Annotated in this window: 14 protein-coding genes; 6 read left to right on the top strand and 8 right to left on the bottom strand. The window is 68.2% G+C overall.

Annotation, left to right across the window (positions count from 1 at the left end; genetic code table 11):
- Positions 1 to 88 precede the first annotated feature (88 nt).
- The 3 genes from ACFVYL_RS06370 to ACFVYL_RS06360 all read right to left on the bottom strand — a co-directional run bounded on the left by ACFVYL_RS06370 (position 89) and on the right by ACFVYL_RS06360 (position 4,115).
- Entirely contained in the window at positions 89 to 1,915 is a 1,827-nt protein-coding gene (locus tag ACFVYL_RS06370) for a DEAD/DEAH box helicase (RefSeq protein ID WP_389713262.1), read from the bottom strand.
- On the bottom strand, positions 1,912 to 3,327 hold the full coding sequence (locus tag ACFVYL_RS06365) for a transcriptional regulator (protein ID WP_389713260.1): 1,416 nt from the start codon (positions 3,325 to 3,327) through the stop codon (positions 1,912 to 1,914). The genes ACFVYL_RS06370 and ACFVYL_RS06365 overlap by 4 nt, the downstream gene beginning before the upstream one ends.
- 104 nt (positions 3,328 to 3,431) lie before the next feature.
- Positions 3,432 to 4,115 (bottom strand): hypothetical protein, encoded by a 684-nt coding sequence (locus ACFVYL_RS06360; protein WP_389713259.1) that lies wholly within the window; start codon positions 4,113 to 4,115, stop codon positions 3,432 to 3,434.
- Positions 4,116 to 4,358: 243 nt separating this feature from the next.
- On the opposite strand from ACFVYL_RS06360, the gene ACFVYL_RS06355 reads away from it, so the two are divergent.
- Positions 4,359 to 5,162 carry a helix-turn-helix domain-containing protein gene (locus tag ACFVYL_RS06355; RefSeq protein ID WP_389713257.1) on the top strand — a complete coding sequence of 268 codons (804 nt, stop codon included), beginning with the start codon at positions 4,359 to 4,361 and terminating at the stop codon, positions 5,160 to 5,162.
- Between the two features lie 28 nt (positions 5,163 to 5,190).
- Here the strand turns inward: ACFVYL_RS06355 and ACFVYL_RS06350 are convergent, their stop codons facing one another.
- Complete coding sequence (locus tag ACFVYL_RS06350) at positions 5,191 to 5,823, bottom strand: ATP-binding protein (protein ID WP_389713255.1); 633 nt, start codon at positions 5,821 to 5,823, stop codon at positions 5,191 to 5,193.
- A gap of 215 nt (positions 5,824 to 6,038) precedes the next feature.
- Here ACFVYL_RS06350 and ACFVYL_RS06345 point away from each other — a divergent pair, with 215 nt between their 5' ends.
- The 4 genes from ACFVYL_RS06345 (at position 6,039) to ACFVYL_RS06330 (ending at position 8,135) form a co-directional block, all read left to right on the top strand.
- A complete protein-coding gene (locus tag ACFVYL_RS06345) occupies positions 6,039 to 6,884 on the top strand; it encodes a helix-turn-helix domain-containing protein (RefSeq protein ID WP_384253778.1) in 846 nt (281 codons plus the stop codon).
- Positions 6,884 to 7,087: a DUF397 domain-containing protein gene (locus ACFVYL_RS06340; protein WP_389713254.1), complete on the top strand. Its 204-nt coding sequence runs from the start codon at positions 6,884 to 6,886 to the stop codon at positions 7,085 to 7,087. Before ACFVYL_RS06345 ends, ACFVYL_RS06340 begins: the two co-directional genes overlap by 1 nt.
- Positions 7,088 to 7,211: 124 nt before the next feature.
- Positions 7,212 to 7,724 carry a nucleoside deaminase gene (locus tag ACFVYL_RS06335; protein WP_389713253.1) on the top strand — a complete coding sequence of 171 codons (513 nt, stop codon included), beginning with the start codon at positions 7,212 to 7,214 and terminating at the stop codon, positions 7,722 to 7,724.
- A gap of 108 nt (positions 7,725 to 7,832) precedes the next feature.
- Positions 7,833 to 8,135, top strand: coding sequence for a hypothetical protein (locus ACFVYL_RS06330; RefSeq protein ID WP_384253772.1), 303 nt, complete (start codon positions 7,833 to 7,835; stop codon positions 8,133 to 8,135).
- A gap of 80 nt (positions 8,136 to 8,215) precedes the next feature.
- Here the strand turns inward: ACFVYL_RS06330 and ACFVYL_RS06325 are convergent, their stop codons facing one another.
- The 3 genes from ACFVYL_RS06325 to ACFVYL_RS06315 all read right to left on the bottom strand — a co-directional run bounded on the left by ACFVYL_RS06325 (position 8,216) and on the right by ACFVYL_RS06315 (position 12,224).
- The gene (locus ACFVYL_RS06325) at positions 8,216 to 9,202 is read right to left on the bottom strand and encodes a GlxA family transcriptional regulator (RefSeq protein WP_389713252.1); all 987 of its coding nucleotides are present in this window, start codon (positions 9,200 to 9,202) and stop codon (positions 8,216 to 8,218) included.
- Positions 9,203 to 9,222: 20 nt separating this feature from the next.
- On the bottom strand, positions 9,223 to 10,689 hold the full coding sequence (locus tag ACFVYL_RS06320) for an MFS transporter (RefSeq protein WP_389713251.1): 1,467 nt from the start codon (positions 10,687 to 10,689) through the stop codon (positions 9,223 to 9,225).
- A 167-nt stretch (positions 10,690 to 10,856) separates the two neighbouring features.
- Positions 10,857 to 12,224 (bottom strand): DUF445 domain-containing protein, encoded by a 1,368-nt coding sequence (locus ACFVYL_RS06315; protein ID WP_389713501.1) that lies wholly within the window; start codon positions 12,222 to 12,224, stop codon positions 10,857 to 10,859.
- 326 nt (positions 12,225 to 12,550) lie between these two features.
- Here ACFVYL_RS06315 and ACFVYL_RS06310 point away from each other — a divergent pair, with 326 nt between their 5' ends.
- Positions 12,551 to 13,870, top strand: coding sequence for an SGNH/GDSL hydrolase family protein (locus tag ACFVYL_RS06310; protein ID WP_389713250.1), 1,320 nt, complete (start codon positions 12,551 to 12,553; stop codon positions 13,868 to 13,870).
- A gap of 57 nt (positions 13,871 to 13,927) precedes the next feature.
- On the opposite strand, the gene ACFVYL_RS06305 is transcribed toward ACFVYL_RS06310, so the two are convergent.
- Complete coding sequence (locus ACFVYL_RS06305; RefSeq protein WP_389713249.1) at positions 13,928 to 14,608, bottom strand: DUF1707 domain-containing protein; 681 nt, start codon at positions 14,606 to 14,608, stop codon at positions 13,928 to 13,930.
- Positions 14,609 to 14,615: the final 7 nt, after the last annotated feature.

Raw genomic sequence — 14,615 nt, 5'->3', positions numbered from 1 at the left:
CCACCGGTGGCGCAAGCAGTCGGCCGTACGGTGATAGAGGCCTTCGATCATGCGGACAGTGCAGCCGGAGGCAACACCAGGCAGCCCCTTACCGGTCACCATGAGAATCAAGGTGACGAAGCAGCGCACGGACATCGGCCATGTCCATCCCCGCGGCAAGTGACGGTTCTTCCTGCAAGTCCGCGAGCTGCTGCACCGACGGATCATCGAGGATCTGCCCCATGAACTGAAGCTTGTCCTCCAACCGGAGAGCTACCACTTCGTCGATCGTCTCTTCTGCGGCGAGAACCGTGACCCGCGTCTCGGTATCAGGTTCGAGCCCCAGCCGATGAATGCGGTCAAGGCTCTGGAGAAACCTGCCTGCCATGAAGTCACGGTCCACATAGACGGCGTCGTGACAGACCTGGTGGAGGCTGATGCCCTCTCCCAGGGTCGCGGGATTGGAGAGAAGCACATGGCAGTCAGGGTCTTCTCTGAACCGCCTGAGCTGCTCCTGGCGATCAGGTGTGCCTCCATGCACCACGGCTGGTTGGTAGGCGGAGAAGAGTCGCTCCATGGTGGTCAGACTGCGCACGAAGGTCGTCCACACCAGGGTCTTCCGCCCCATGGCCGCGTTCTCGGCGACGATGCTCAGCGCTTCCTTGTATTTCGGAGAGAGTTCGTATTGAGGCAGCTGTTTGAGCAGTGAGTACAGGGAATCCGTCCGTGGCACCTCCAAGGGCGGGACCCGGTAGTCAAGCGGTGCGTACCGGCTCTCTCCCTCCATCAGCAGGGCCGGGCTCGTACCCGCCATGAGCAGGCGCAGCATCGCCTTGCCCAGGGCGTCGAAGTCCTCCCGCCCGGCCTCAGCGCGAGCGGTGTAGCGGCCGACAAGCGCGTCGTACACCTCGCGGTGCAGCGGCGGGAGCTCGACGTAACGGATGCGTGTCTCGAAGGGGGGGAGGCCCAGTTCGTTCTTGGTGGTCCGGGTGAAGAGCGGGCGCAGCACCGTACTGGCATGGGCGAGATCACCGCCGGCCACGGCATTGGTCACAACCCGGCGGCCGTGACCAGGCCAGACGAAGGACAGGAGATTCTCCAGGTCGCGAGCGCCGTTGGGAGCCGGCGTTCCGGTCAGGATGAGGCGCCGACGGGCCAACGGCCCTAGTGCCATGCAGGCACTTCCGTAGATGCCGCGCGCCCCGAGCTTCATGCGGTGGGCCTCATCGAGGATGAGCATCGAGGGTGCGCCACGCAGCCAGGTCGCGAGTGCGGCGAGTGACCGATCGAGGCGCTCGTAGTTGACGATCAGGACATCCGTACCCGGGCTGGGTGTGCGCTCCATAACCCGCGCGGTGAGCGGCTCTCTGAAGCACACCTCGCTCTCGTAATCCCACGACTCGTACGCGGACTTAGGGCTCACGACGAGCAGCCTGCGCACGCTCCCCTGTTCCCGCATCGCGGCGAATACCGCCAGACCGACACGCGTCTTGCCGGCCCCCGGTACGGAGAAGTTCGCCCCGTGCTGCAAAGACAGAAGACGAGCGATGTCTCGTCGCTGGAAGTCAGTCAGGTCCGCGCGCCACTCTGGACCGAGCCGCTCCAGGACTGTGTCCGGTGATACGGCGGCGGCCGATCCGGAGTCCTCCAGCCATTGCTCGGCACGCTCAGCGTCGTCGAGTACGCCACCGACGAGGGTTGCCAGCTCCCCTTCCCACTCAACGTCCGCAGATGGCCAAATAGCCAGCGCATCAAGCCCAGTGAGAAAGTCATCCAGGTCGACCTCCACGGACAGCAGCGTGCGCTGTCCGCCTGCGGGGAAACGTGCCGCCAGCTTCGCGAAGTCTCCTTCACGCCCCGGAGCCGCTCGCAGGACAGCGCGCGTCCGCGTGACGTCAGAGGAAATCCGCAGAGACGGTTCGGCGACGGCGGTCACATGCCCTCCTGCCTGACCGATTCGCGAAGCCAGGAGACGCCGTCACCTGGCGCCTTGATACTGCGCTGGGTCGCCACAGCCAGCTTCGTCAGGGTCTCGCGGAGCGTCAGCACCGCCTCATCAAATGCCTCCTCGTCGAGACTTCCGGAAGCCTTGGCTAGCGTGAGGTCGGTAATGCACTGCTCGATGTCCTGGCAGGCATCGGTGATGCGGTCCTGTGCTGCCTGCTTACGCTTGCGCACCCGAGCGTCCTTGCCTGCCGGCTCCAAAGCGTCCTCAACCGCCTTGTGCGCGGCGGCGAACGTCGCTGTCGCGGACTTACTGCGTTCGGTGAGGAGGCCGTCCTCTGCGGTCACCACTGCCTTCGCTTTCAGAATGGTGTCCGTCAGAGCCTTGGCCTGAGCGACCTTCGGCGCGGACGGCTTCATGGTCCGGTTAAGCCCTGGAATGGCCACCGCCGCCGGAGCCTCGGGCTCCGTCTTCAGCGCGTCCGGCAACCGCTTGTCCAGGTACCGGTCCCTGAAGTCGGGCTCGATCAGCCGTACGTCCGTCTTGGAGAACCCAAGGACAATGGCCGTGAGTCGCGTCTCTTTCAGGACCTCCGCGTTGTCCTTGCTCGCCGTCGACTCCTTGGCGTACCGCCGGTGCAACTCACGGAGCTTCTCCTGGTGCTGCTCGAAGTCCAGCAGCCGAAGCTGAGCACCTCCGTCGCCTGACCGCTCGATCAGGTCGCGAAGGCAGGAGAGAATCCACAGGTCCTGCTCGCAGGTGTTGGCACGGATACGGAACTCCCGCGCCACATCGGCCAGTGGCCGGCCCAGAAGCTGTTGCTCCTCCATGGCCAGCAGCCGGTTGATGTACGAGTACTCACGACGCTGGTCCGGCCGGAGCTGGAGCGACAGCTCTACAGCGTTGATGTCATCCCAAGTACATGACTCCGGCAGCACACCCACCCGGATGTTCGTGATGCCCAGTTCCTTGAGGGCCGCACGCCGGGTGTTGCCGTTGACCAGAATGCCGTCCCGCGTGATGAGACCGGGCTCGTTCTGACGGTAAGAGCGGAGACTCTCCATCAGGACGTCGAAGTCAGGGTCCTTCTTCGAGGGGTCGGCCGGCAGCATCTGCAGCAGGTAGTGCAGGTAGTCCTGGCTGTCCGGCGCCCAGGGCTCCTGCTTAAGCAGTTCGTCGCGCTCAGGCTTGTGATCCCGCTGGGCGCGGATACGGTGTGTTCCCGGGTTGTAGTAGAGCGTCTCCACCGGCATGTCAATGACCTCGACGGAGAGCGGTTGTGTACGCCACTCGATGGTGAGCGTCTCCCGGACGACGTTCCCGCCGGCGATTTCCTTCAGTCGTTCTTCGACTCGCGCCTTGTTCTCTTCCGCCAGCGGCGGTCGGCCGAATTCCTTGTCCACTAGTAATCTCCTCAAGAGCATCAGATTTAGTACTGCTACGTGGGGGCCGCCTCCCACCCGAGGGAGGGAGGCGTAGCCTCCGGACTATCAAGGGTTGGTGGCGCCTACTCACCCGCCGGCTTCAGGGCTTCGCGGATCTTCACCCTCGACTCCTCGGGAAGCGTCCGGTAGTCGGCCCAGAACGCCTCCGCCGCGCTGAACTCGCGCCGGTCCTGGTCCATCCAGCCCGAGAGCACCCTGCGTTCCAAGCCGCTCAGGCCCTCGGCGCGCTTCAGCATCTCGCCCAGATCCACCACGGCGCCACGCCCTCCCACCCTGCAGCGGTTGCACTCGGCTACGAGCTCCGTCTTCTCAGCGCCATTCGGCTGTCGCACAACTCGGCGAGCGATATCGATCTGGGCGGATTCATGAGTGCCGGCATAGACCTCCCCCGGCGTGATACCGCACGACCGACAGAAGTGCCCGTCCCGCCTGAGCACTTCGCGCCGTCGGGTCTGAGTGATCGAAGTGCCGGGGCGCGTGCCCTTGCCCGGCTGCCACACCGGCTCACCCTGCTTCACGAAGCGCTGCTCGTGCTGGCCGAGGGAGGCGTCCTCACGGTTGGTGTTGATCTGCCAGCCGTGGTCCCTCAGGTCACGTACTCGGCGATCAGCCTGGCTGACCCCCGGGAAGGCTTCCTTCACTGCTTCCTTGGTGAAGATGTTCCCTTCGCCCACCACGTCCACCAACCACAGGGCAGCGCGCTTCATGGTGCCGAGCTTCGGGTCAGTCCATGACGGCATGTCCACCTCGTACCCCTCATCCTTGTGCTGGGTCTACTTGGGCCGCGAACGGCGGGGAGACCCGCCGGTCCGCGACACCAGGAGCCTTGCTCAGGCAAGGGTGCGAAATCCAGTGCCAACCGGGAATTGCACTGGCGCCATAAATTGCACGTCCGCAATAGCCGTAGCGCCTACTCATGAGGCCAGTTGCTCCAGCAGTATGGAAGGTCCACTCAGGCGACCGCGCCATACGGAGAGGCTGGCCCATATATGGCGACGAGATCCGCGGGGGTCCTTCCCCAGCAGGATGACAACGCTCTTCTGCCCTTACCCAGAGAGGCGTTCCTGGAGGCCCTGCGAGCTGTACTGACCGCAGTGGGCCTCACCCAGGGAACGATCGCCAGGCGGGCAGGCGTCAGCCAGTCCAGCCTGTCCTGTTACAACACGGGCAGGCGAGTGCCGGACGCAGGGAAGCTGGAGAGGATCTACAAGGTCCTGGAAGACGAGGCCCAGCGGACTTCGGCGAAGGCCTTGCCGCACACGCTGCCCTATCTGCTCCAGCTCCGTGACGCCGCTCGCGCTCAGCGCATCGCGCCCTCAGCGGCGAACGCCGCTATGGCGGCCACCACAACTCGCCCCGCTCAGCAGCCGGCCTACGCAACGTTCCACAACCAGCGCCGCATGAAGCGGATTCGGCTCGCTCGCCGCAGACTTGCGGACCCGTCGGCACGGACAGAGGTGCCGGTCCCCCTTCAAGAGGGGGACCGGCACCTTGCCGACAACGCGCATGCCGCCGACATCGCGGATTACCTCGGCCACGTAGCGGCGGGCCGATATCGGGATGCGCAATTCAACGTCTGGGCGAAGGGACACAACCTCGCCTCACGAGAGTTCCCTCGCGCCGTAGCCGCCTACCGAGACGCCGGAGCGGAGGACGGGGCGGAAGCCATGCTCAACGCCGCCGCGAACCGTGACGACATCCAGGCTTCCGTCAACATCACCGCCGCACTGATTGATGAGGGTCAAGTAGACGACGCACGCGCCATATTGGCGGCCATCCGCACGGATGAGTAGCCCGCCCCCGCCCTCGCCGGCGGGCCACCTACGCCGCTGCGTCGGCCTCCGCCTCGAAGTGCATCTGTGCCCGTTCTAGCGCCTCGCCCGGGTCTCCTCCTTGCGCGACCAGCCAGTGGAGCAGATCGGCGATTACGTCGGTGACCGACTCTTCGAGGACCGCGAAGGACGGCGCCAGGGCGGAATTCACACCGGCCACCCGTCGGTACTCGTCAAGTACCTGCGCGGCTCGCCGAACCCGCATACAGTGGCGGGCCGGTTCGAGGGAGAGTTCGCACCAGACGGCCTTTCCAGTTGCAGTGAGCAGCGTGCCCCACTCCTCACTCAGGGACGCCAGCAAGTGAAGGCCACGCCCGCACTCCGCTTCCCCGCACACAGCGCTTAGAGCCGGCGCGATGCGGCTCTTGTCGTGGACCTCCACGCGCAGACGATCGCCGCGTGGTTCAAGGACCAGCGTCGCTGCCGTCCCTTCGCCAACATGCTTGATGACATTGGTCGCCAACTCGGTCGTGACCAGCTCCACTTCGTCATTGACGTCCAGCGCACCCCATAGCTTCAGGTGGCGTCTCACCGACTTGCGCAGCAGCTGAAGTTCCGCCGGCGCCGCCTCGAATGGCAGGACACAGCGCAGCCGCCGTTCCCCCTCGTCATGAATGGACATGGAGGCTCCCTCCTCCCAGACCACGCAGAGCTGCGCCCGCCGTATCCGTACGGCTACACCGCGTAGTGAACTATTGGCGAGGATGGCACAGAGAACTCTCGCTATGTAACTTCTCACGCGAATCCTTCGAGTGAACCTGCTGGAGGGCCAACCAGTTGGACACATAGCCTGAGCGCGACCTCAGGCCGGGCGCCCGGCCGCTGGGGAGGAGCCGCATGTCAGTACGGAACACCACTCGCCGACGCCAGCTAGGCGCCATGATGCGGAAGCTGCGCGCCCGCAAGGGCATGACTCTTGAGGAAGCCGGCACCCTCGTCGGGGTGTCCAAGGCGACGGTGAGCAGGTACGAAACGCAAGCCGGTCCGGTCAAGTGGCTCGTGGTTGATGCTCTCTGCCGTGAGTACGCGGCAACCGAGGCCGAGCGCCGCGCCGTTGTGGCCCTCGCCAAAGACGCCAAGCAGCAAGGATGGTGGAGTTCGTTCACCGACTCGATTCCCGAGAGCATGAACCTCTTGCTCACGCTGGAAGACGAGGCCGTACGTGAAGACCACTTCTCCTGCGTCTACGTCCCTGGACTGCTGCAGACGCGGGCTTACAGCACCGCGGTCCAGCAAGCCAACGAAGTGCGCCTCGCCCCGGCCGAGATCGAACGCCTCGTGGACATCCGCATGAAGCGGCAGGAGGTTCTCACCCGGCCGACTCCCCCTCGGCTGTGGGCGATTCTCGACGAGTCCGTCATCCGTCGCGTCGTGGGCTCCCCGGCTGACATGAAGGAACAACTCGGCCGGCTCCTCGAAGCGAACGAGTCACCCGGCATCACGCTGCAAATTCTGCCGTTCTCCAAGGGGGCCCACTCCGCTGCCCTCGGCAGCTTCGTGATTATCGGTGGCACGGAACCAGCGCTGGACGTCGTGTACGTCGACCTCCACACCGGTTCGCTCTTCCTTGAGAAGGACGAGGAACTGAACCGATACCGGCTTGCGTTCGACTACCTCCGCGCACAAGCGTTGGACATGGAAGCCTCCTCCTCCATGATTCAACGCGTCCGCAAGGAGCTGTAATGCCTGTTGTGCCTCCCTCCCCCTCAGCCATCTCGTGGTTCAAGTCCTCGTACAGCGGGGGCAACACCACCGAGTGTGTGGAGGCTGCTTTCCTGCCTCGCGGTGTCCTCATACGCGACTCCAAGCGAGCCGACGGGCCTCTCCTTCTGGTCTCTTCCACAGCGTGGGCCCGGTTCGTCGCGGACGCCGCCGACCGGCTCTGAAGGTCGGTACGTGGCGGTGACGCGGTTCTCCGCCTCCGTGAAGCACGGTCATGTGTGAGACCGGCTCAGCCGTAAACCCTGTACCCATGGGCGGCACGCCGCGACGTACGAGGAGGAGAACCCCTTGCCTTACGCCCCCGAACACGACCAGGACCGCACGTTCCTCGACCAAGCCATCGCCCTCTCCCGCCACGCCCTCGACCCCGGCAGCAAGAAGCCCTTCGGTGCCGTCGTCGTCATGGATGGGGAAGTCGTGGGGTCGGGGAGCAACTCCGTCGTCGAGTCGTGTGATCCGACCGCGCATGCCGAGGTCGTGGCGCTGCGGGACGCGGGGCGGCGGCTCGGGAACTTCCTCATTGAGGGCGGCACCCTTTACTCCAGCTGTGAGCCCTGTCCGATGTGTCTCACCGCCTGCTACTGGGCAGGGATCAGCCGCCTCGTCTATGCCGCCGACCGGCACGACGCCGCCCGCAACGGGCACCCGGACCTGCAGTTCTACCGGGAGCTCGCGCTGCCCAACGGGGAGCGGCAGCTGTTGGACGAGGTGCCCGTCGAGGGGGAGGTCCGGGCCGCCGCGGTCGGGGTTCTCGCCGAGTGGGCCGCCGAGCAGCCCGGCCCCGTCGAGCCGAAGCTCTGAGGGTGCCGGCCGACGCCTCGTTGCTGCGCGTTAGCCTCACCCCATAGCAACATGGGCAACATGGGCAACATAGACAACCTGGATGTATCAGCGAGAGGCGGATCGATCATGGTGAGGATTCCCACGGCAGTCGTGGCCGCGAGCGGGCTGGTCGGGGGCTACGCCACCGCGCGGGCCACCAAGAAGCGTCCCCTCGGCGGAGCCGTGCTCGCCGCGGCCGGGACCGTGGCCGCTCGGCAGTGGCGGGAGGCCGCCGGTGCCAAGACGGCCGCCGCGCTCACCGCCGCGTACGTCGCCGGGTTCGCCGGGTCGCATCCGCTCGCCAAGAAGGTCGGGGCCTGGCCCGCGGTGTTCGCCGTGGCTGGGGGCGTGGCCGCGGCCTCTTGGGCCTTGGCCGATCGTCGCGCCTGATGTGAGTGAATCCCGCTCGTGGGGCTCTCTTGAGGGTCTCGGGAGGGGGTAGGGCGCGCGGCGGAGAGTGCGGGGGTTCTCTAGCTGGTCGGTGTGCCTCTGAACGTCGCCCTGTACGCCCCCGGCGACACCCCCACCCCCGCCACGAAGTGCTGCCTCAGCGACGCCGCCGTGCCGAAGCCCGCCTCCGTCGCCACCCGGTCCACCGTGTGGTCCGTGGATTCGAGGAGTTCTCGCGCCCGGTCCACCCTGCGCTGTGTCAGCCACTGCATCGGCGTCAGGGCCGTCTCCTCGCGGAAGCGGCGGCTGAAGGTGCGGACGCTCATCGACGCCCGGTCGGCCATCTCCCGCAGGGTCAGGGGCTCGTGCAGGTTCGCCAGAGCCCAGGCCCTCGCCCTGCCCGTCGACGTCGCCTTCTCCTTCGCCACCGGGCGTTGGATGTACTGGGCCTGCCCGCCCTCCCGGTGCGGCGGCACCACCGTGCGGCGTGCCACGTCCGCCGCCACCGCCGCGCCGTGGTCCCGGCGGATCAGGTGCAGGCACAGGTCCACTCCCGCCGCCTCCCCCGCCGAGGTCAGGATGCGGCCCTCGTCGACGTACAGGACGTCGGGGTCGACGGTCACGGAAGGGAACGTGCGGGCGAACAGGTCCGTCGACAGCCAGTGCGTCGTCGCTCTGCGGCCGTCGAGCAGGCCCGCCGCCGCCAGGACGAACGCTCCCGTGCAGATCGATGCCAGCCGCGCCCCGGCGGCGGCTTCCAGTGCCCGTGCCAGGTGCGCCGGCAGGGCGTCCGGGGTCAGCGACTCGTCCTCCTCGTGCGAGGCGGGGATCATCACCGTGTCCGCCCACGTCAGCGCCTCGGGGCCGTGCGGTGCGCCGATCGGGAAGTCCGCGTCGGTGCGGATCATGCCCGGGCCCGTCACCGCGCACGTCCGCACCTCGTACAGCCGCTCCCCCGCCGGGCCCCGCGCGCCGCCGAACAGCTGGTGCACCAGGCCCAGTTCCATCGGCAGTACGCCGTCCCGTACGAGCACCGCCACCCTGTGTGTCCCGGAACTCATGGCCATGGGCAGAACCTAGCGGCCCCTCACTTCGTCGCCGCCGTCGACGCCGCCGACGACAGCGGCGTCGCGATGTCCTCCAGCGAGCGCTGCTCCGCCTTGACCGCGAACACCGCCGCCACCAGGCCCGCCGCGCACATCAGGCCCGCGCCGACCTGGAAGGCCAGCACCGTGTCCCCGACCACGCCCGACTCGGTCAGCTTGGCGAACATGAGCGGGCCGCTGATGCCGCCCGCCGCCGTGCCGACCGCGTAGAAGAAGGCGATCGCCATGGCGCGGGTCTCCATCGGGAAGATCTCGGAGACCGTGAGGTACGCGCTGCTCGCGCCCGCCGACGCGAAGAACAGGACCACGCACCAGCAGGCCGTGAGTGTCATGGCGCTGAGCGAGCCGCGGTCGAAGAGCCAGGCCGTGGCGAAGAGGAGGAGGCCGGAGAGGAGGTACGTCGAGGAGATCATGATGCGGCGGCCGACCGTGTCGAAGAGCTTGCCGAGGAAGAGCGGGCCCAGGAAGTTGCCCGCCGCGATGACGGCGAAGTAGTAACCCGTACTGCCGGAGGGGACGTCGAAGAACGTCGTCAGGATCGCGCCGAAGCCGAACGTGATCGCGTTGTAGAGGAACGCCTGGCCGATGAAGAGGGACAGGCCGAGGACCGCGCGCTTGGGGTAGTCGCGGAAGACCGTCCTGGCGATGAGGCCGAAGCCGATGCTCCTGCGCTGGTGGATGGTGATCTCGCGGTCGGGGCGCGGCAGGCGTTCGCCCTTCTCCTCCTCGATCTCCCGCTCCACCGACGTGACGAGGGCGTCCGCCTCCTCACCGCGGCCGTGGATGAACTGCCAGCGCGGGCTCTCCGGGACGTGCCGGCGCACGAGCAGGATCACCAGGCCGAGGATGACGCCGAGGGCGAAGGTGAGCCGCCAGCCGATGTCCTTGGGGAAGATGCCGGTGTTGAGCATGAGGACCGAGAGCAGCGAGCCGCCGATCGCGCCGAGCCAGTAGCTGCCGTTGATGATCAGATCGACGCGGCCGCGGTACTTGGACGGGATCAGTTCGTCGATCGCCGAGTTGATGGCCGCGTACTCCCCGCCGATGCCGAAGCCGGTCAGGAAGCGGAAGAGGAAGAACCACCAGGCGTCGAAGGAGAGCGCCGTCAGGGCGGTGGCGGAGAGGTACACCACGAGGGTGACCATGAACAGCTTTTTCCGGCCGTACTTGTCGGTGAGCCATCCGAAGAAGAGCGCTCCGGCGCAGGCCCCCGCCACGTAGAGGGCGGCCGCGATGCCGGTGACCTGGGCCGAGGAGATGGCCAGGCCGCTGCCCTCCTCGGAGAGGCGGCTCGCGATGTTGCCGACGGTGGTGACCTCAAGACCGTCCAGGATCCAGACGGTGCCGAGGCCGATGACGATCATCCAGTGCCAGCGGGACCAGGGCAGCCGGTCGAGCCGGGCGGGCACGGCCGTGGTGACGGTCGACGTGTCGTGGGCTGCGGTCATGGCACCTCCCGGGCGCCCCGTGGCTCTTCCCGGGGGCTCCTCCAGAGTGCCCGGCAAACGCGGTCTCACGCGCGGTGGGGAGGGCCGTACAGCCGTCATACGGGCGGCGCGCCGCCGGGTTCCGTGCGCCCCCTCCCCGTGCCCCGCCAGGTTCCGTACGCCCCGCCCTACGCCCCCAGCAGCCGCGACACCGCATAGATCGCAAGCCCCGCCAACGAGCCCACCACCGTGCCGTTGATCCGAATGAACTGCAGGTCACGGCCGATGTGCGCCTCGATCTTCTTCGAGGTGTGCTCCGCGTCCCAGCCCGCGACCGTGTCCGTGATGAGCGAGGTGATCTCGTCGCGGTACGTCGTCACGACGTACACCGCCGCGCCCTCCACCCACCCGTCGACCTTCCGCTGCAGCCGGCCGTCCTTCGCCATCCGGCTGCCGAGCGAGAGGAGCGAGGCCCGCACGCGCAGGCGCAGTTCGCTGCGCTCGTCCTCGGCGGCGGCCACGATCATGGCGCGTACGGCCGACCAGGCGGAGGCGATGAGGTCCTGGACCTCGTCGCGCCCGAGCACCTCCCGCTTCAGCCGTTCCACGCGTTCGCGCGTGTCCGTATCGGACTGCAGGTCCGCGGCGAAGTCGGCGAGGAAGCGGTCGACGGCGCCGCGCGCGGGGTGCCCGGGCATGTCCCGCATCTCGGTGACGAAGCGGAGCAGTTCCTTGTAGACACGCTCGCCCACCCGCTTGTCGACGAAGCGCGGGGTCCAGCCGGGGGCGCCGCCCTGCACCGCGTCCATCACGGAGTCGGCGTGCTCGACGAGCCAGTCGTGGGCGCGGACGCAGACCAGGTCGACGACCCGCTTGTGGCCGCCGTCCGCGACGACCTTCTCCAGCATCTTGCCCATGCCGGGGGCGATCTCCTGGGCGTCGGCGCGGCGCGTGATGGCCTCGCCGACGACGGCCTGCACATCGGAGTCGCGCAGCACGGTGAGGGCGCCGCGCAGCGCCGTGGCGAGTTCGGCGGTCACCCGGTCGGCGTGCGCGGGCTCGGCGAGCCAGGTGCCGAGGCGCTTGCCGATGCCGACGGCGTGCAGGCGGCCCCGCACGACGTCGGCGGAGAGGAAGTTCTCCCCCACGAAGTCGCCGAGGGACGCGCCCAGCTGGTCCTTCTTGTTCGGGATGATCGCGGTGTGCGGGATGGGCAGGCCGAGGGGGTGACGGAAGAGCGCCGTGACCGCGAACCAGTCGGCGAGCGCGCCGACCATGCCCGCCTCGGCGGCCGCCGCGACGTACCCCGCCCAGGGGCCCGCGCCGGAGTGCTGCGCCCACTTCGCCAGTACGTAGACGACGGCGACGAGGACGAGCAGTCCCGTCGCCGTGATCTTCATCCGGCGGACGCCGCGCCGCTTCTCCTCGTCGGCGGGGCTGTAGGTGAAGCCGCCCGGCCCTGCTCCGGCCGGGGCACCGCTCACTCCCGCAAAGGAGCCGCTTGAGGGGCGGGCTTCGCGGGCATGCTCCCCTTCACCCCTCTGGGCGCCCCGCATGTCACCCCGCTCGGCGCCCCTCGTGTCACCCCGCTTGGCCGATTCGGACGCTTCCTCCGCGTTTGTGCGTTCCACTCACTCCACCTGGCCCGTTCGCTTCGTCCTCGTCCGCATGGTTTCCTCGCCGTGCCACGTCTCGTGTCCCGATTGTCCCCGTGCCGTGTGGCATACGCCCCTTCCTGACCGACTCCTGGAACGGACGACAAGTTCCCGGCGTCTCACAGGACGGAGGGGGGCAGTGTCGGCCGCCTCACGGCCCATGCCGCATCATGGGGTGATCACACCGGAGCCTCGGGGCTCCCCCTGCCCGAGGAGAAAGAGCCCGCATGACCAAGCGACACGGTTATGCCCTTCTCGCCGCGGTCATCGCGGTCATCGTGGTGATTTCCGCCGCCATATACGTCGGCGTCGCGACCGACGACGGCTCGCAGGACACCATCAGCGCCGGTGCGCGCAACCCTCGTAACTCCGCCGATCCCGCCTCCTCCGGCAGCTGGGTCGGCTCCTGGTCCGCCTCCCCCGCGGGGGCCGAACCGGGCACGGAGCAGAAGGGGTTCGCCGGCCGCTCCCTGCGCAACGTCGTGCACACCAGCGTCGGCGGCACCAGCGCCCGCATCACCCTCTCCAACCTGTACGGGCGTACGCCGCTGAGCGTCACGCACGCCTCGATCGCCCTGGCCTCCGCGACGAACAACCCCGCCGCCGCGGCCGGCACGCTGCGCAGGCTCACCTTCGGCGGCAACACCTCGGTGGTGATCCCGCCGGGGCAGCAGGTGATGAGCGACGCCGCCCGGCTGCGCGTCCCGCACGACTCGGACCTGCTGGTCACCACGTACTCCCCGACCCCCTCGGGCCCGGTGACCTACCACCCGCACGCACGCCAGATCAGCTACGTCGCCGAAGGTGACCGCACCGAGGACCAGCTGGGCGACGCGTACACCGAGCAGAGCCCGTACTGGCGCTACCTCACCGCGGTGGACGTGCTCAGCAACGAGACCGAGGGCACCGTCGTCGTCTTCGGCGACTCCATCACCGACGGCATCTCGTCCACGATGGGCGCCAACCGCCGCTGGACCGACGTCCTCGCCGACCGGCTGCGCGACGAGTCGGGCGCGCCCCACTACGGCGTGGTGAACCAGGGCATCAGCGGCAACCGCATCCTCTCCGACGGCCGCGGCAACCCCGCGGTCAACCCGAGCGGCCTCTCCCGCTTCGACCGCGACGTCCTCGACCGCACCGGCGTCAAGGCCGTCGTGATAGCCCTCGGCGTCAACGACATCCTGCGCAACCCGCACCAGAACAACCCCGACCGCATCATCGAGGGCCTGCGCGAGCTGACCCGCCAGGCACACACCCGCGGCCTGCGCGTCGTCGGCGCGACGCTGATGCCGTTCGGCGGCCACCGGGGCTACGAGCCCGCCCTGGAGAACGTCCGCCAGGCGGTGAACGCGCAGATCCGCTCGGGCAGCGTCTTCGACGAGTTCGTGGACTTCGACCGCGCCCTCCAGGACCCGTACGACCCCCGCAAGCTGCGCGGGCAGTACGACTCGGGCGACCACCTGCACCCGTCCGACGCGGGCTACCGCCGGATGGCGCAGACGTTCAACCTCGCGCACCTGAGGGGCACGGCGGCGGCCGCGCTCTGACCCCCGGCCGCCCGCGCCACCCGCGTCCGCGCCCCTCCCCCGGCGCGGACGCACGGCTCAGTCCCGCTGATCGCGGCGTTCAAGCCCCTCCCGGCGCCGCTCCTCCTTCAGGCGCAGCCGCTCCATCCTGCGGATCTTGCGCTCCACCCCGACGCCGCCCATCAGGGCGAAACCCTTGACGACCACGCGGGGCGAGCCGGGCGTGCCCTCGCCCGTCGCCTTGTCGTCGAAGCCGCCCATGATGCCGAAGCCCTTGACCAGGACGGTCATGTCCGGCGGCACGGTGACCTGCATGCCGCCCATGATGGTGAAGCAGCGGATCTCGACGTCGCGCTCGGTGAACCGCGCCTCGCGCAGGTCGATCTCGCCGCCGCCCCACATCGCGAACCCGTTGAACCGCCGGCCGACCACCCAGCCGCCCTTGCGGTTGAACCCGCTCCAGAAGGCGAAGCCGAGGGTGGAGGACGGCTCGCCGCTCACCATCCGCTCGCTCCAGTCGATGGCGGCCGGGTCGTCACTCACCGGCCGCTTCACCATGGACACCTTGGCGCCGTGCGACGGGAGGTCGCGGGTGAGGGGCGCAAGCTCTCCGTACGTGCGTGCCTTGTACGTCGCGTCGAGGCGCTCCTCGAACTCCGACATGTCCAGGCGCCCCTCGGCCAGCGCGTCGCGGAGCTGCTCGGCGACCTGCTCGCGGTCGCTGTCCGAGGCCCGCAGATCAGGAAGTTCGTCACTCATGCCGGCA

Source organism: Streptomyces sp. NPDC058308, assembly GCF_042880275.1.
GTDB lineage: Bacteria > Actinomycetota > Actinomycetes > Streptomycetales > Streptomycetaceae > Streptomyces.
Note: the sequence above shows the minus strand (reverse complement) of the source record. Positions and strands in the feature narration are given on the sequence as shown.